14 protein-coding genes and 1 riboswitch are annotated in these 15335 nt (G+C 71.1%); of the genes, 7 read left to right on the top strand and 7 right to left on the bottom strand.

Annotation, left to right across the window (positions count from 1 at the left end):
* Positions 1–54: 54 nt before the first annotated feature.
* Both DIE06_RS10420 and DIE06_RS10415 read left to right on the top strand, forming a co-directional pair.
* A complete protein-coding gene (locus DIE06_RS10420; RefSeq protein WP_124661348.1) occupies positions 55–1221 on the top strand; it encodes an acyl-CoA dehydrogenase family protein in 1167 nt (388 codons plus the stop codon).
* A gap of 58 nt (positions 1222–1279) precedes the next feature.
* A complete protein-coding gene (locus DIE06_RS10415; protein ID WP_124661347.1) occupies positions 1280–2023 on the top strand; it encodes an IclR family transcriptional regulator in 744 nt (247 codons plus the stop codon).
* Positions 2024–2077: 54 nt separating this feature from the next.
* Here the strand turns inward: DIE06_RS10415 and cobJ are convergent, their stop codons facing one another.
* From cobJ to cobG, 4 genes are read right to left on the bottom strand one after another with little or no spacing between them, the layout of a single operon-like run.
* Positions 2078–3805, bottom strand: coding sequence for a precorrin-3B C(17)-methyltransferase (gene cobJ / locus DIE06_RS10410; protein ID WP_124661346.1), 1728 nt, complete (start codon positions 3803–3805; stop codon positions 2078–2080).
* Positions 3802–4536, bottom strand: a complete 735-nt coding sequence (locus tag DIE06_RS10405) for a precorrin-2 C(20)-methyltransferase (RefSeq protein ID WP_124661345.1) — start codon at positions 4534–4536, stop codon at positions 3802–3804. The genes cobJ and DIE06_RS10405 overlap by 4 nt, the downstream gene beginning before the upstream one ends.
* Positions 4533–5159 carry a precorrin-8X methylmutase gene (locus DIE06_RS10400; RefSeq protein WP_124610768.1) on the bottom strand — a complete coding sequence of 209 codons (627 nt, stop codon included), beginning with the start codon at positions 5157–5159 and terminating at the stop codon, positions 4533–4535. Before DIE06_RS10400 ends, DIE06_RS10405 begins: the two co-directional genes overlap by 4 nt.
* Entirely contained in the window at positions 5152–6513 is a 1362-nt protein-coding gene (cobG, locus tag DIE06_RS10395; RefSeq protein WP_185733382.1) for a precorrin-3B synthase, read from the bottom strand. Before cobG ends, DIE06_RS10400 begins: the two co-directional genes overlap by 8 nt.
* Before the next feature lie 106 nt (positions 6514–6619).
* Positions 6620–6810, bottom strand: a riboswitch (cobalamin riboswitch).
* 216 nt (positions 6811–7026) lie between these two features.
* Here cobG and cbiE point away from each other — a divergent pair.
* From cbiE to cobM, 4 genes are read left to right on the top strand one after another with little or no spacing between them, the layout of a single operon-like run.
* Positions 7027–8262, top strand: a complete 1236-nt coding sequence (gene cbiE, locus DIE06_RS10390) for a precorrin-6y C5,15-methyltransferase (decarboxylating) subunit CbiE (RefSeq protein WP_124661424.1) — start codon at positions 7027–7029, stop codon at positions 8260–8262.
* Positions 8262–9350, top strand: coding sequence for a cobalt-precorrin-5B (C(1))-methyltransferase (locus DIE06_RS10385; protein ID WP_124661343.1), 1089 nt, complete (start codon positions 8262–8264; stop codon positions 9348–9350). Before cbiE ends, DIE06_RS10385 begins: the two co-directional genes overlap by 1 nt.
* Positions 9347–10078 carry a cobalt-precorrin-6A reductase gene (locus tag DIE06_RS10380; protein ID WP_124661342.1) on the top strand — a complete coding sequence of 244 codons (732 nt, stop codon included), beginning with the start codon at positions 9347–9349 and terminating at the stop codon, positions 10076–10078. Before DIE06_RS10385 ends, DIE06_RS10380 begins: the two co-directional genes overlap by 4 nt.
* A gap of 43 nt (positions 10079–10121) precedes the next feature.
* On the top strand, positions 10122–10853 hold the full coding sequence (gene cobM / locus DIE06_RS10375) for a precorrin-4 C(11)-methyltransferase (protein ID WP_124661341.1): 732 nt from the start codon (positions 10122–10124) through the stop codon (positions 10851–10853).
* Between the two features lie 91 nt (positions 10854–10944).
* Here the strand turns inward: cobM and DIE06_RS10370 are convergent, their stop codons facing one another.
* Positions 10945–12141 (bottom strand): MFS transporter, encoded by a 1197-nt coding sequence (locus tag DIE06_RS10370; protein ID WP_124661340.1) that lies wholly within the window; start codon positions 12139–12141, stop codon positions 10945–10947.
* A gap of 132 nt (positions 12142–12273) precedes the next feature.
* Between DIE06_RS10370 and DIE06_RS10365 the strand changes: the two genes are divergently transcribed.
* Entirely contained in the window at positions 12274–12780 is a 507-nt protein-coding gene (locus DIE06_RS10365; protein ID WP_124661339.1) for a MarR family winged helix-turn-helix transcriptional regulator, read from the top strand.
* A gap of 124 nt (positions 12781–12904) precedes the next feature.
* Here the strand turns inward: DIE06_RS10365 and DIE06_RS10360 are convergent, their stop codons facing one another.
* Both DIE06_RS10360 and DIE06_RS10355 read right to left on the bottom strand, forming a co-directional pair.
* Entirely contained in the window at positions 12905–13609 is a 705-nt protein-coding gene (locus tag DIE06_RS10360; RefSeq protein WP_124661338.1) for a glutathione S-transferase N-terminal domain-containing protein, read from the bottom strand.
* A gap of 227 nt (positions 13610–13836) precedes the next feature.
* A complete protein-coding gene (locus DIE06_RS10355; protein WP_124661337.1) occupies positions 13837–14961 on the bottom strand; it encodes a porin in 1125 nt (374 codons plus the stop codon).
* Positions 14962–15335: the final 374 nt, after the last annotated feature.

Below are 15335 nucleotides of genomic sequence, written 5' to 3'. Positions count from 1 at the left end.
CCGGCGCCGTGTCGAAAGCGGCGCGGCCGTTCCCGTTTTCCTGGAGAGCAACCCATGCAGTTCGACCTGACCGACGACCAGCGCGCGATCGAAAGCGCGATCGAGAAAATCTGCGAACGCTTCGGCGACGACTACTGGCTCGAACGCGACCGTGCGGGCGGGTTTCCGTCCGATTTTCACGCGGCGCTCGCCGAGGCCGGCTGGCTCGGCATCGCGATGGACCCGGCGCACGGCGGCGCCGGACTCGGGATGACCGAGGCCGCGCTGATGATGCGCACGATCAGCGCGTCGGGCGCCGGCCTGTCGGGTGCGTCCGCCGTCCACATGAACATCTTCGGGCTGAACCCGGTACAGGTGTTCGGCACCGACGCGCAGAAGGCGCGCTTCCTGCCGCCGCTGATCGCCGGGCGCGACAAGGCCTGCTTCGCGGTGACCGAGCCGGACGCGGGCCTCGACACGACGCACCTGACCACGCAGGCGCGCCGCGATGGCGACCACTACGTGCTGAGCGGACGCAAGATCTGGATCTCGACCGCGCAGGTCGCGAACAAGATGCTGATCATCGCGCGCACGACGCCGCTCGACCAGGCCGCGAAGCCGACCGACGGGCTGAGCCTGTTCTACACCGACCTCGACCGTTCGCACGTCGAGGTGCGCGAGATCGAGAAAATGGGCCGCAAGGCCGTCGATTCGAACATGCTGTTCATCGACAACCTGCGCGTGCCGCGCGACGACCTGATCGGCAACGAGGGCGACGGCTTCCGCTACCTGCTGCACGGGCTGAACCCCGAGCGGATCCTGATCGCCGCCGAGGCGATCGGCCTCGGGCAGGCCGCGCTGCGCCGCGCGACGCGGTATGCGTGCGAGCGCGTCGTGTTCGGCCGGCCGATCGGGCAGAACCAGTCGATCCAGCATCCGCTCGCGCAGGCGTGGATGCAGCTCGAGGCCGCGTGGCTGATGGTGATGAAGGCCGCGACGCGCTACGACGCGGGGCAGCCGTGCGGGGCGGAGGCGAACGCCGCGAAGTACCTCGGCGCGGAAGCCGCGTTCCAGGCGTGCCAGACGGCGATCGCGACGCACGGCGGGATGGGCTATGCGAAGGAATACCATGTCGAACGCTACCTGCGCGAGTGTATGATTCCGAGGCTCGCGCCCGTGAGCCCGCAACTGATCCTGTGCTACATCGCGGAGAAGGTGCTCGGGCTGCCGAAGTCGTACTGACCGTACCGACCCGGCGGCCGGCACGGCGCGATTTCCCGTTCCGAATCAAGCGCTCGTCATGGACGTCAAACTCGTTGCCCGCACGCTCGACCTGTTCGAGCTGTTCGCCGCCGAACGGCGGCCGCTGCCGCTCACCGAACTCGCGCGCCTGCTCAACGTGCCGGCGTCGAGCTGCCTGGCGATGGCGCGCACGCTCGTGAGCCGCGGCTATCTGTACGAGGTGCGCAAGCGCGGCGGCTACTATCCGACGCGGCGCCTGCAGACGATCGCCACCGCGATCGACGCGACCGATCCCGTCGTCGACATCGTGCATCCGCATCTCGTCGCGCTGCGCGACGCGAGCCGCGAGACAGCCGTGCTCGGCAAGATCCAGGGCACGTCGGTCACGTACCTCGACGTCGTCGAGTCCGAACAGGCGATCCGCTATACGCGCCAGCCGGGCGAGCTGCGCCCGCTGCATGCGAACTCGATCGGCAAGGCGATCTTCGCGGAACTCGCGAGCGACGCGCAGCAGGCGCTCGGTGCGCAGCTGTCGTTCGAACGCTTCACCGATGCGACGGTGGCGGACCTGCCGGCGCTCGTCGCGCAAGCCGCGTGGTTTCGCGAACTCGGCTGGGCCGAGAACGTCGGCGAGAGCGCGCCCGAGCTGTCGGCGATCGCGGTCGCGCTGACGCTCGACGGCGACTGGTACGGGCTGTCGGTCGTCGGGCCGACCGAGCGGATCCGCCAGCATCGCGACACGCATGCGGCGCTGCTGGTCGATGCGAAGGCGCGGCTGCTGGCCGAGCAGGGGCGCGGGTAACGTAGCCACCTGCCGCGCTGCCCGGGGTCCCCGGGCATTCAGGTACGCGCGCCCTCAGCGATACCAGCGCGGCGTATAAACCCACTCGCGTCCGTCGCCGATCGCGAAACGCCGGGTCGTCGACGAACCGACGATCACCATCGTGCGCATGTCCACCTGATCGCTGCGCAGCGCGCCGAGCGTCGTCGTCACGAGCGTCGCGCCGGGCCGGCCGATATCGCGGCCGAGCACGACGACCGTATCGGCCGCACGGTGCGCGCGCACGGCATCGAGCGCACGATCGAGTTGCCACGGCCGCGCACGCGAGATCGGGTTGTAGAACGCCATCACGAGATCGGCTTGCGCCGCATGCCGCAGCCGCATCTCGATCACGTCCCATGGCTTCAGGTTGTCCGACAGCGAGATCGCGCAGAAATCGTGGCCGAGCGGCGCGCCGGCCTGCGCGGCGGTCGCCAGCGACGCCGATACGCCGGGTTCGACGCGCAGCTCGACCGCGGCCCATTGCGGATCGCGCGCTTCGTCGAGTGCCTCGAGCACGGCCGCGGCCATCGCGAACACGCCCGGGTCGCCCGACGACACGACCGCGACGCGCCGGCCCTGGGCCGCCAGTTCGAACGCATGGCGCGCGCGCTGCATTTCCTCGCGATTGTCGGTTCCATGCACGCGCTGATCCGCGCGGAACGGGCCGGCCATCGTCACGTAGGTCGTATATCCGAGGATGTCGGTGGCTTCCGCGAGCGCGCGGCGCGCGGCGGGCGTGAGCCACGCGGCATCGCCCGGGCCGAGGCCGAGCACCGTCAGGCGGCCGCGCGCACGGCCGAGCGCGGCGGGATCGACCGGTTGCGCGGCGACCGCGCAGGCGAGGCCGTCGGACGTTGCGCGCAGCGTATGCGCCACGCGCAACGTGCTGCCGAGCACGGCGGTGGCATCGCTGCTGCCAGCTCCATCGACATCGACATCGACATCGGCGAAGCGCAGCGGCACGCCCAGCGTCCGCGCGGCCGCTTCAACCCGCGCATCGCCGAGCAACGTCGCCGGTGCGACGAGCGCGGCAAGCGCCAGCCGCGCGAGACCGTGCGTATCGAGCAACGCGTCGATGCGTTCGGCAAGCGACGGCGGCCCGCCGGCCTGCGCGCCGCGCGCGTCGATGCCGACCACCACGCTGCGCGGATGGATCACGAGTTCGTCGCGCGCGCCGCGCCACGCATCGGGCGTCACGCGAATCGCATGCGCGGCCGCGTCGTCGCGCGGCAGCGCGACGTCGTCGAGCCACGGCGCCGCGCCGTCGACGCGCGTGGCCGCGCCCGCGAGCAGGTCGGACACGAAGCGCTTGCCTTGCTGGAGATCGGCGAGCGCATAGCCGTCGGGCGGATTGAGCACGCACGCGCCGAAGCGCAGCTCGCCGCTTGTCGTGATCGCCGGTGCGACGCCGAGGCACTCGGCAATTTCGCGCGCGATCACATTGACGCCCGTCAGCCCGCCGAGCAGCGGCACGACGGCCGAACCGTCCTCCGCGACCGCGAGCACGGGCGGCTCGACACCCTTGTCGGCCAGCGCCGGCGCGACGCAACGGATCACGATGCCGGCCGCGCACAGCGCGACGATCGGCAAGCCGCGCGCGTACAGCTCGCGCAGGTGCGCGCCGAGCTCGTCGAACGGCACGTCGGCCTCGACGCGCGACGCGAGCCCATGCACGACGGCACCCGGATAGCGCGCCTGGATGCGCCGCGCGGTATCGAGCGCGCCCGCGCCGAGAACCACGATCGCGGGCGGAGTCGTCATCCTTGCCATTTTTCCCCCGGCACGACGAGCAGCGAGAAATACGGCGACGCCATCGGATCGACTTCGTCGAGCGGCACGATGCGCTGCGCCGCCATCGTCGCGCGCTCGACGTACAGCGCGCGCTTCGCGAGCCCCAGTTCGTCGAGCACGCGCCGCACCTTGTCGAAGTTGCGGCCGAGCTTCATCACGACGGCCGCGTCGGCCTGCGCGAGCCGCGCACGCAATTCGTCCTCCGGCAGCACGCCGGACAGCACCGACAGGCTCTGGTTGCGATAGACCAGCGGCTGGCCGAGCACGGCCGTGCCGCCGAGCATCGCGCACACGCCCGGGATCACTTCGGTGTCGTAGCGCGGCGCGAGACGATCGTGCAGGTACATGTACGACCCGTAGAAGAACGGATCGCCTTCGCAGATCACCGCGACGTCGCGCCCGGCGTCGAGATGCGACGCGACGATCTCCGCGGCGGTGTCGTAGAAGTCGGCAATCACGGTCTCGTAGCAGAGCGGCGGCGGCAGCGCCTCGGTCGTCACCGGATAGACGAGCGGCAGTTGTGTTTGCGCGTCGAGCAGGTGCGCCTCGACGATCCCGTACGCATTGCCTTTCTTGCCCTTCGCGACGAAATACGCGACCACCGGCACGGCCTGCAGCACCCGCAGCGCCTTGATCGTCATCAGTTCAGGGTCGCCGGGGCCGACGCCGACCCCGAACAGGCGTCCGCGCGGGGCCGTCATTCGGCCTCCGTCGCGAGTGCGTTGACCGCGGCAGCCGCCATCGCGCTGCCGCCGCGCCGGCCGAGCAGCGCGACGTACGGCACGCCGCGGCTGTTCGCGTCGAGCGCCGCCTTCGATTCGGCCGCGCCGATGAAGCCGACCGGAAAGCCGAGAATCAGCGCGGGGCGCGGCGCACCGGCGTCGATCATGTCGAGCAGGTGGAACAGCGCGGTCGGCGCATTGCCGATCACGACGACGCTGCCGGCCAGATGCGGGCGCCACAGTTCGAGCGCCGCGGCCGAGCGCGTGTTGCCGAGATGCCGCGCAAGGTCGGGCACTTCCGGTTCGCCGAGCGTGCAGATCACGCGATTGCCGGCCGGCAGCCGCGCGCGCGTGATGCCTTCGGCAACCATCTTCGCGTCGCACAGGATCGGCGCGCCGGCCGCGAGCGCCGTGCGGCCCGCCGTGCCGGCGCCCGCCGAGAAGCGCAGGTCGTAGGCGACATCGACCATCCCGCACGCGTGGATCACGCGCACCGCGAGCTTCTCGAGATCGGGCGGAACCTGCGACAGGTCGGCCTCGGCGCGGATCGTCGCGAACGACTGGCGGTAGATTTCCTGCCCGTCGCGAATGTAGTCAAGCATCGGTGGTGTCCTGGCTGTGCCGCGCGCCCGTCAGTCGGGCCGCGGCCTGTTCAATCGTCAAATGGCGCGCGAGCGGGGCGCCGAGGCCCGCGGCGGCGTCGCGCCGGTAAAGGTCGTAGCGTGCGGGCGCAACCGCGACGAGCGTGTGCGTCGCGGGGTGCGGCAACGCACAATGGCGTTCGCAGCCGGTCAGGTGCACGTCGACCGGATGGCCGACGCGCGCGGCCAGCGCGAGCGCATCGCGTTTCGTATCGGCGCGCGACTTCGCGCAGCCCGCGCTGCCGGTGCACGCGACCAGCGCCGCCAGCGGGTCGGCTGTCGCGCACACGAGCCCGAGCGACGCGAGCGCGTCGAGCACGGCCGGCGCACGTTCGTGCCGCACGCCGTGCACGAAGATGCCTTGCCACGGGGTCATCGACAACGTGCCGTCGCCTTCTGCTTCGGCCAGTGCCGCGAGCCGGTTCAGTTGCGACGCGTCGAGCCGTCCGAGCACGAACTGCGCGCCGACGCTGCAGCGATCCGCGTCGCGCGACGGCCGTGCGCCGAAACGCAGCGCGGCATCCGCGTGCGTGCGCCGCCAGCCGGCCAGTGCCGGATCGGCTTCGAGCGGGAAGGGTACGTAATGCTGCGCGCGCTCGCGCAACGCGCGTGCGCCGCCGGTCGCGAGCCACGCACGCATCCGCGTGACGTCGGCCGGCGCAAGATCGAGGAACGCGAGCAGCAACGCGCGGACGAGCGCGACGGCCTGGTCCGGCGCCACGTCGAACGAAGCGGGCGGATCGCCGGGCGCGACCGGCGGACAGCCGGCCAGGCCCACGGCGATGCGAACCGCGCCGTCGCCGCGACGCCATGCGGCGAGCCAGATGTCGTGCGGATGATCGAGCGCCGCGACCGCTTCGCCGCCGTCGAGCTGAATCGAGAATTTCGGCGACACCTCGCCGCGGCGCGGCTCGTGCGTCAGCATGTCGAGCAGCGCAAGCGCGAGCGCGCGGCTGTCGAGCAGTGCGTCGGGATCGAGCCCCGCGAGCGGGCTGAGCATCAGGTTGCGGACGTCGTCGCTCGCGGCGAGCGCGGCCCGGTCCTCCGCGGCATCGCCGGCGCCCGCACGCGGGCCCAGGCCCGCGTCGAGCAATGCGTTGGCCAGCGTATCGGCCATGCCGTCGCGGATGCCGCGCAACTGGAGATTCGCGCGATTGGTCGCGTCGATCGCGCCGGAGCCGCAGGCGCGCGCGGCGGCGGCAATCGCGCACGCCTGCCGCGCGTCGAGCCGGCCGCCCGGCAGCTTGATCCGGCACAGCCCGCCGTCGGCGGCCGCGACGACGCGCATGAGCCCCGGGCAGGCCGACGGGCGCATGACGGACGACGCAGGAATCGAAACGGGGACGGAACTCAACGGGATACCGGGGCAGTGTCGCGCCGCGGCCAACGCATCGGTACACCCCGCCCGACGCCGACTGGCACGCACGCACTTTCAGGCCGGCAGGTCTCCTGGCTGACAGGTCGGCGCCTGCTCCCGGCCTTCCCGGTGAAACCAGTGGCATGAGGGGAGATCGGCTCGCTGTCTACAGTTGCGGGGGCAGCCACAGCGGCGCGCGGCGCGCCCTGTGTTCCCTCTTCGGCCCCGAAGGGCACCGGCGAACGAACGGCCGTAGCATACCCGATTTCACCGGCGCTTCGCGACCGCCGGGCGGGCGCCGTGGCCGATGCCAAATGCGGCCGACCACGCGGCCCGGCGTCGGCGGCCCCGCAGATGAAACCCGCGGTGGAACACGGTACCATGCCGACTTTCGCAATGCGGACGGCCGCACCGGCGCCTTTACGGCCGCCGAGCAGCGACTCGATGGAATCGGACGATGGGGAAGGGAGCATGACGGCGTGGCTGACGGTAGTGGGCATCGGCGACGACGGCTACGCGGGGCTCGGGCGCAGTGCGCGGCGCGCGCTGCTCGAGGCAACGCGGGTCGTCGGTGCGAAGCGGCACCTCGACATGCTGCCCGCGCGGCTGCCGGCCGAACGCGCGGCGTGGCCGTCGCCGTTCGACCTGTCGGGCCTGCTCGCGCAGCGCGGTTCGCCCGTCTGCGTGCTGGCGAGCGGCGACCCGATGCTGTTCGGCGTCGGCGCGACGCTCGCGCGCGAACTGTCCCCCGACGAATGGCGCGTGCTGCCCGCACCGTCGTCGCTGTCGCTGGCGGCCGCGCGGCTCGGCTGGGCGTTGCAGGGCGTCGGGGCGGTGTCGCTCGTCGGCCGGCCGCTCGCGACGCTCGCGCGCCACCTGCTGCCGGGCCGGCGCCTGTTCGTGCTGAGCGCCGACGGCCGCACGCCGGCCGCGGTCGCCGCCGAGCTCGTCGCGCGTGGCTTCGGGCCGACGCGCATCAGCGTGTTCGAACATCTCGGCGGCCCGCTCGAGCGGCGCATCGACGGCCTCGCGCAAGACTGGCACGTCGACGAGACCGCCGCGCTCAATCTCGTCGCGCTCGACTGCCAGGCCGGCCCCGATGCGCCGCGCCGCGCGCTCACGCCCGGCCTGCCCGACGACGCGTACCGCCACGACGGCCAGCTCACCAAGCGCGACATGCGCGCGCTGACGCTCGGGCGCCTCGCGCCCGCGCCCGGCGAACTGCTGTGGGACGTCGGCGCGGGCAGCGGCTCGATCGGCATCGAGTGGATGCGTGCGCATCCGTCGTGCCAGGCGATCGCGATCGAGTCGCACGCGGAGCGGCAGCGCTTCATCGAGCACAACCGCGACGTGCTCGGCGTGCCGGGCCTGCAACTCGTCGCGGGGCGCGCGCCCGATGCGCTCGCGGGGCTCGCCGCGCCCGACGCGATCTTCATCGGCGGCGGCGCGACCGCGCCGGGCGTGCTCGATGCGTGCTGGTCGGCGCTGAAACCCGGCGGCCGGCTCGTCGCGAACGCGGTCACGCTGCAGGGCGAGCTGGCGCTCGCCGCGTGGCGCGACGCGCACGGCGGCACGCTCACGCGCGTATCGCTCGCGCACGCCGAGCCGCTCGGCCGCTTCGACACGTGGCGGCAGCCGTTGCCCGTCACGCTGTATGACGTGCGCAAGCCCGATTCCACGGCAACGGACTTCGCGGACCCCGCGTGATGCGCGACGAAACCCCCGAACAACCCGCACCGCTGCGGTTCGGCTATACGACCGGCAGCTGCGCGACCGCGACGTCGCTCGCCGCCGCGCGCCTGCTGCTCGCGGGCCGCGCGGTCGATGCGGTCGAGATCGTGTTGCCGAAGGGACAGCACGTGATGATGCGGCTCGCGTTCTGCCGGGCCACGGCCGACGGCGCCGAGGCCGGCACCATCAAGGATGCCGGCGACGATCCGGACGTCACGCACGGCGCGCTGATCTTCGCGCGGGTCGCACTGTCGGCCGCGCCCGGCGTGCGTTTTCATGCGGGGCCGGGTGTCGGCACCGTCACGCGCGCGGGACTCACGCTGCCGGTCGGCGAACCGGCGATCAATCCGGTGCCGCGCCAGATGATGACCACGCACCTCGACGCGCTCGCGGCCGAATACGGCTACACGGGCGGCTTCGACGTGACGATCGGCGTCGAGGGCGGCGAGGCGCTCGCGCTGAAGACGATGAACCCACGCCTGGGCATCGTCGGCGGCCTGTCGATCCTCGGCACGACCGGCATCGTGCGGCCGTTCTCGTGCTCGGCGTACATCGCGTCGATCCACCAGGGCATCGACGTCGCCCGCGCGAACGGCATCACGCACATCGCCGCGTGCACCGGCAACGCGAGCGAGGATGCGATGCGCGCGCACTACGGCCTGCCCGACATGGCGTTGATCGAGATGGGCGATTTCGCCGGCGCGGTGCTGAAGCACCTGCGCCGCGCGCCGGTCGCGCGCCTGTCGATGTGCGGCGGCTTCGGCAAGCTCAGCAAGCTCGCGGCCGGCCATCTCGACCTGCACAGCCGCCATTCGAGCATCGACCTGCCGCTGCTCGCGCAGTGGGCGGCCGAGGCCGGCGCGAACGAGGCACTGCAGGCCGCGATGCGCGCGGCGAATACCAGCCAGGAAGCGCTGAAGCTCGCGCTGGCCGAAGGCGTGCCGCTCGGCGACCTCGTCTGCGCACACGCGCTGCGGGTCGCGCGCGACATCGTGCCGGCCTCGGTCGCGGTCGAGATGTTCGCGATCGACCGGCAGGGCCGCTTCGTCGGGCGCGCACGATGAGCCCGCGCATCCTGCTGCTCGGCGGCACCGGCGACGCGCTGAAGATCGCACGCGCGCTCGGCCCGCAACATGTCTACAGCCTCGCGGGCCTCGGCAAGGTGCCCGACGACCTGAGCTGCGACGTCCGCGTCGGCGGCTTCGGCGGGGCGGCGGGGCTGGCCGCGTATCTGCGCAGCGCCAGCATCGGCCTCGTGATCGACGCGACGCATCCGTACGCCGCGCAAATCAGCGCGAACGCAGCAGCAGCCGCGCGCGACGCGGGCGTGCCGCTGTGGGCGCTGCGCCGCGCGCCGTGGACACCCGGCCCCGGCGACGACTGGCGAATGGTCGACGACTGGGCCGGCATCGAGGCCGCGCTCGCGCCGTTCCGGCGGCCGCTGTTCACGCTCGGCCGCGAACCGCTCGCGCATCTCGACGCGATCCCGCCGCACCAGTTCTGGCTGGTGCGCTGCCTCGATCCGCATCCCGGCAACGTGCGCGCGCAGATCGTCGCCGCGCGCGGGCCGTTCACGCTCGAAAGCGAACGCGCGCTGTTCGCGCTCGCGGGCATCGACGTCGTCGTCAGCAAGAACAGCGGCGGCGCCGCGACCGAAGCCAAGCTCGACGTCGCGCGCGAACGCAGGCTGCCGGTCGTGATGCTGAAACGGCCGTCGCTGCCCGACGCCGATCGCGCGTTCGACTCGGTCGCCGAGCTGCTCGATGCGCTCGACCCGGCCGCGCGCGCGTGATGCGGCGCGACCGGCTGCCCCATGAATTGACGGAGATTTTTCGATGACGGTGTATTTCATCGGCGCGGGCCCTGGCGACCCGGAGCTGATCACGGTGAAGGGGCAGCGCCTCGTGCGCACGTGCCCGGTGATCCTGTACGCAGGTTCACTCGTGCCGCCGGCCGTGCTCGACGGCCATCGCGCGGAGCAGGTCGTCAATACGGCCGAGCTCGACCTCGACGCGATCGTCGCGCTGCTCGCCGCTGCGCATGCGAAAGGGCAGGACGTCGCGCGCGTGCATTCGGGCGATCCGTCGCTGTACGGTGCGATCGGTGAACAGATTCGCCGACTGAAAGCGCTCGGGATTCCGTATGAAATCGTGCCGGGCGTGACGGCGACGGCCGCGTGCGCGGCGACGCTCGGCGTCGAGCTGACGCTGCCCGGCGTCGCGCAGACCGTGATCCTCACGCGCTTCGCGGGCAAGACGACGATGCCGGAAGGCGAAGCGCTCGGTGCGCTTGCCGCGCATCGCGCGACGCTCGCGATCCATCTCGGCGTGCGCCATCTCGCGCGGATCGTCGACGAAGTGCTGCCGCATTACGGGCCCGAGTGCCCGGTCGCGGTGATCTATCGTGCAAGCTGGCCCGACGAGGAACGCGTGACCGGCACGCTGGCCGACATCGTCGGCAAGGTGCAGGGCACGCGGATCGAACGCACCGCGCTGATTCTGATCGGGCGCGTGCTCGATGCGGAAGGGTTCGCGGATTCGACGCTGTATGCGATCGAACGGCGCTAACCGTGCAATCCGGCTCGGCTGAATAACACCGGGCAACCGCGCGCCGGCAACGCACCCGGCCAGTGGCCCCACGCGCCGCGTCCGATCCGCCCTAGGCCCGCGCGACGCGCCGCGCAAACTGCGGCGCGAAGCCTGCCGCCAGCGCGAACAACACGACACACAGGCATGCCATCGCGATCCATGCCGGCGTCAGATCCGCGAGATGCTGGCGCACGATACCCGCTGCGAACGGAAACAGGCCCGCGATCAGATAGCCGACGCCCTGCACGAACCCCGTCAGCGATGCGACGTCAGCCGGCGTCGCCGCATGGTCGACCGTGACGATCAGCGACAGCGGAAACAGCGCGCCGATCCCCGCACCGAGCAGCAGCGCGGCGGGCATCGCGAGCGCTTCGGGCGCAGCCAGCATCACCAGCAATCCGACGAACAGCGACGCGATCGCCGCGTGCAGCGCGGGCCGGCGATCGGGCAGGCGGTCGATCGTCGCCGAGATCGCCAGCCCCGCGACGACTTCCGCGAGCGTCACGCCGCCGAGCAGGCTGCCGGCTGCGGTCGGCGACCAGCCGAGTCGCATGTAGTACGGCGGCAGCCACGCCAGCACGAGCGTGTAGGCGCCCGTCGCGATCCCGAAGAACACCGCGAGCCGCCATGCGCGCGGCGAACGTGACGGCCGAGCGTGCGTCACCGACGTCGAAGCCGATGCCGCCCTCGGCCCGGACGCCAGCGCAACGCCGCCACGGCTGGCCAGCGGCCACGCGAGCGCTGCGACCGCGGCCGGCAATGCCCAGCCCGCGAGCGCGACGAGCCAGCCCCAGCGCGCCGCGGCAATCGGTGCGACGACGCTCGCGAGCACCGCGCCACCCATGATCGACGTCGAATAGACGCCCATCGCGCCGCCGATCCGCGTCGCGAAATGCGCCTTCACGAACCCCGGCAGCAACGCCTGCACCATCGCGATCCCGATGCCCGCGCAGCATGCGCTCGCCAGCAGCAGCCACGCGTGCTGCGCGCCGATGCGCGACGCGCAGGCGAGCCCGATCAGCGCGACGCCGAGCCACACGCCGCCCGCGATCCCCGTCACGCGCTGCAGCCGCCGCGCGCTCAGCGCGCCCAGGCCCATCAGCAGGATCGGGATCGTCGTCAGCAGGCTCGCCGCGCCGTCGCCGATGCCGGTCGCGCGCTGGATCATGTCGAGTAGCGGACCGATCGCGGCCAGCGCGGGCCGCAGGTTCAGTCCGACCAGCACGATGGCGGCAAGCCGCCAGCCGGGGGAGGTGAAGCGATTCATGGATTGGCCCTCGATATCGATGCACGACACCTCCGTCAGAGGGACCGTGCGTTTTCATGTAAAGTATCTCGACATCAAGATAAATGCGAATTTATCTCGACGTCAAGATAACTGGTGAGCCGAGGAGGGTTAATGGACCGAGCCGCACATGCGCTCGCGCAATGGCGCATCGAGCGTCCGGATCTGGACGCATCGTCGATGCTCGTGATGGGACGGCTGCAGGAGGCCGCGCTCGTGATCGCGCGCGACGGTCTCAATCCGCTGTTCGCGCGCTACGGGATGCAGCCGGGCGAATTCGACGTGCTGGCGACGCTGCGGCGCAGCGGCGCGCCGTTCGCGCTGACACCGACCGCGCTGTACGACGCGCTGATGATGTCGTCGGGCGGGATGACCGCGCGCATCGACCGGCTGCAGAAGGCCGGCTGGGTCGAGCGCCGGCCTAACCCGGCAGACGGCCGCGGCACGCTGGTCGCGCTGACCGACGCCGGCCGCGCGCTGATCGACGACGTGGTGGTCGCGCACGTCGACAATCAGCGCGCGATGCTGGCCGCGCTGTCGGAGGCCGAGCAGGCACAACTTTCAGCGTTGCTGGAAAAACTGCTGGCGGGATTGGGGAAAGGGGCGTCGGCAGGAAAATAGCGCCGCCGAATCGTCACGCCGAACGCAACGCCGGGAAACGGAATCGCCGAAAGGAAGCGGGAAAACCACCCGCCGCGCGATGCGGCGGGCTGGACAGCCAACCGGGCCGAGCCCGCTGCGCGGCTCAGCCGCGTGCCGGGATGTTGAGCCCGCGCGCGACGGCCGGACGTGCGACGAACGCGTCGAGCGCCCGCGCGACGTGGCGGAACTCGTTGAAGCCGACGAGATCGCCCGCCTCGTAGAACCCGACCAGGTTGCGCACCCACGGGAAGATCGCGATGTCGGCGATCGTGTACGTATCGCCCATCACCCACTTGCGGTTCGCGAGGTGCGCGTCGAGCACGCCGAGCAGGCGCTTCGATTCGGCGACGTAGCGATCGCGCGGACGCTTGTCCTCGTAATCGCGGCCGGCGAACTTGTGGAAGAAGCCGACCTGGCCGAACATCGGGCCGATGCCGCCCATCTGGAACATCACCCACTGGATCGTTTCGTAGCGGCCCGCGAGATCCTTCGGGATCAGCTGGCCCGTTTTGTCCGCGAGATAGATCAGGATCGCGCCTGATTCGAACAGCGGCAGCGGCCGGCCGTCGGGGCCGTTCGGGTCGATGATCGCCGGGATCTTGTTGTTCGGGTTCAGCGACAGGAATTCGGGCGACAACTGGTCGTTCGTGTCGAAGCGCACGAGGTGCGGCTCGTACGGCAGGCCGGTTTCCTCGAGCATGATCGACACCTTGACGCCGTTCGGCGTCGGCAGCGAGTACAGCTGGAGACGGTCGGGATGCTGGGCCGGCCACTTCTTCGTGATCGGGAAGGCGGACAGATCGGGCATGAAGGTTCGCTCGTCAACGTGGAGGATCCGCGCTCCGCCGTCCGGCCGCGCGGCGCCGACAGCCCCTGACACGGCGGCAGGAACGGGACGAACGCATCGACAGGCGGGCGGGGCGCGCCGAAAACGCCCACTGTAGCCGATCCCCGCGATCGCTGCAGGCGACGGCCGCGAAGCGCGGCCGAGCGCCGCCGCGCGTGCATCGCGCCGTGCGATACCGCACCGCGTCGTCAGAAGTTGTGCCGCAGCCCGACCATCGCGGCGGTCGTGCCGACCCCGGGCGCGACCGGCTGCCCGTACACGAGCATCTGGTTCATGGTGCCGCGGTTGTTCACGTGGCCGGCCTGCGCATAGACCATCGTCCGCTTCGACAGGCTGTAGTCGGCCGTCAGCACGACGGCCGTCGAGCGGTTCTCCGAGCGGTTGCGGTCCTTCAGGTAGTACACGGCGGAAGCGACCTGCAGCGCGGGCGTGAAGCGATAGCCGACACCCGCCGACAGCATGTCGAGATTCACCCTGTCCGCATGCGACGGATTCCTGCCGTTGCCGTACGACGCCGACACCGAGAAGTCGCGGATCGTGTATTTCGCGCCGACGTAGATGAAGCGGTTGTTGTCGACGCCGGTCGGCGCGACACCCGGCGCCGGACTCGTGTCGTGGCCGTTGTAGTAGACGGCCGACGCGTCGAGCCCGTCGTTCGCATACTTGAGCACGACCGATTCGCGCGTGCCGCCCTGGAACTGTCCGGCGACGCCGCCGGGTGCGTATTCGAGCGCGATCGACGCGCCCGCGAACGTCGGCGACTGATAGACGAGCGCATTGCTGTCGTACAGCGCGCCGATCGCGCCGTTGGTGCTCGTCCCCGGCCAGCCGGCCGCGGTGTTCAGGCCGAGCCACGCGGTCAGCACGCTGCCGAAGAACTGCGCGTTGCGCACGTCGGTGTCGGCCATCGCGTAGATCATAGGCACGATCTGCCGGCCGGCCGTGAACGTGCCGAACGGGCCCGACACGCCGAGCGACGCAACCTGGTTGAAGATCGCGACGGTGCCCGGCGTATCGCTCAGCTGCATCTTGCCGGTGCCGCTGTCGAACGAGCCCTGCAGCTTGAAGTTGATCTTGTAGCCGCCGCCGATGTCCTCGCTGCCCTTGATGCCCCAGAAGCTCGAATAGATGCCGCCGTCCTTCATGCGGAACACCTTGCCGGTGTTCGGCGCGTTCGGGCCGAACGACGCGGCCGACGTGCTCTGGTACAGCAGGCCCGTGTCGACCACTCCGTACAGCGTGACGGAGGATTGCGCGTGCGCGAGCGCCGAACAGCCGGCAAGCGCCGCGAGCGCGGCCAGTTTCGTCTTCATCGAAGTCTCCAGGATCGTAATGGACCGCTCGGGATCGAGCCCGTGCGGGTAAAGCGGGGAAGCATCGAGGCAGGCGGGCGGGCGCGGGATGCGACGCCGGTGCGAGCCGTGCGGAAAGACTACGCAACGGCGCGCGGCCGCTCCCCCCCATGCGCGGGGGGCAGGGTTGCGGAGAATCGAAGGGGGGCGGGCGACGAGGTTGCCGTCAACCGCCGGGCAAAGGCCGGTACGGACGTGCGGGCGGAAAGGCACGTTCCCCTGTTTTGGAAAATTCATTCGTGGGGCTGGCCCCCAGAAGGGCCGATCGCCGCGTCATGCTCCTCGCGAATACGTCGAGTATTCGCTTCGTCGCATTCCTTGCGCTCGGCCCTTCT

The organism is Burkholderia sp. Bp8998 (genome assembly GCF_003854235.1).
Classification (GTDB): Bacteria; Pseudomonadota; Gammaproteobacteria; order Burkholderiales; family Burkholderiaceae; genus Burkholderia.
This window is presented reverse-complemented; position numbering and strand designations above follow the sequence as displayed.

What these genes read in the sequence shown, in the direction of transcription:
- DIE06_RS10380 (WP_124661342.1), top strand. Translation starts at nt 9,347, where the DNA reads ATGAGCCCGCGCATCCTGCTGCTCGGCGGCACCGGCGACGCGCTGAAG.
- DIE06_RS10365 (WP_124661339.1), top strand. Translation starts at nt 12,274, where the DNA reads ATGGACCGAGCCGCACATGCGCTCGCGCAATGGCGCATCGAGCGTCCG.
- DIE06_RS10400 (WP_124610768.1), bottom strand. Translation starts at nt 5,159, where the DNA reads ATGCTTGACTACATTCGCGACGGGCAGGAAATCTACCGCCAGTCGTTC.
- cobJ (WP_124661346.1), bottom strand. Translation starts at nt 3,805, where the DNA reads ATGACGACTCCGCCCGCGATCGTGGTTCTCGGCGCGGGCGCGCTCGAT.
- DIE06_RS10360 (WP_124661338.1), bottom strand. Translation starts at nt 13,609, where the DNA reads ATGCCCGATCTGTCCGCCTTCCCGATCACGAAGAAGTGGCCGGCCCAG.
- cobG (WP_185733382.1), bottom strand. Translation starts at nt 6,513, where the DNA reads ATGCGCCCGTCGGCCTGCCCGGGGCTCATGCGCGTCGTCGCGGCCGCC.
- DIE06_RS10355 (WP_124661337.1), bottom strand. Translation starts at nt 14,961, where the DNA reads ATGAAGACGAAACTGGCCGCGCTCGCGGCGCTTGCCGGCTGTTCGGCG.
- DIE06_RS10405 (WP_124661345.1), bottom strand. Translation starts at nt 4,536, where the DNA reads ATGACGGCCCCGCGCGGACGCCTGTTCGGGGTCGGCGTCGGCCCCGGC.
- cbiE (WP_124661424.1), top strand. Translation starts at nt 7,027, where the DNA reads ATGACGGCGTGGCTGACGGTAGTGGGCATCGGCGACGACGGCTACGCG.
- cobM (WP_124661341.1), top strand. Translation starts at nt 10,122, where the DNA reads ATGACGGTGTATTTCATCGGCGCGGGCCCTGGCGACCCGGAGCTGATC.
- DIE06_RS10385 (WP_124661343.1), top strand. Translation starts at nt 8,262, where the DNA reads ATGCGCGACGAAACCCCCGAACAACCCGCACCGCTGCGGTTCGGCTAT.
- DIE06_RS10420 (WP_124661348.1), top strand. Translation starts at nt 55, where the DNA reads ATGCAGTTCGACCTGACCGACGACCAGCGCGCGATCGAAAGCGCGATC.
- DIE06_RS10370 (WP_124661340.1), bottom strand. Translation starts at nt 12,141, where the DNA reads ATGAATCGCTTCACCTCCCCCGGCTGGCGGCTTGCCGCCATCGTGCTG.
- DIE06_RS10415 (WP_124661347.1), top strand. Translation starts at nt 1,280, where the DNA reads ATGGACGTCAAACTCGTTGCCCGCACGCTCGACCTGTTCGAGCTGTTC.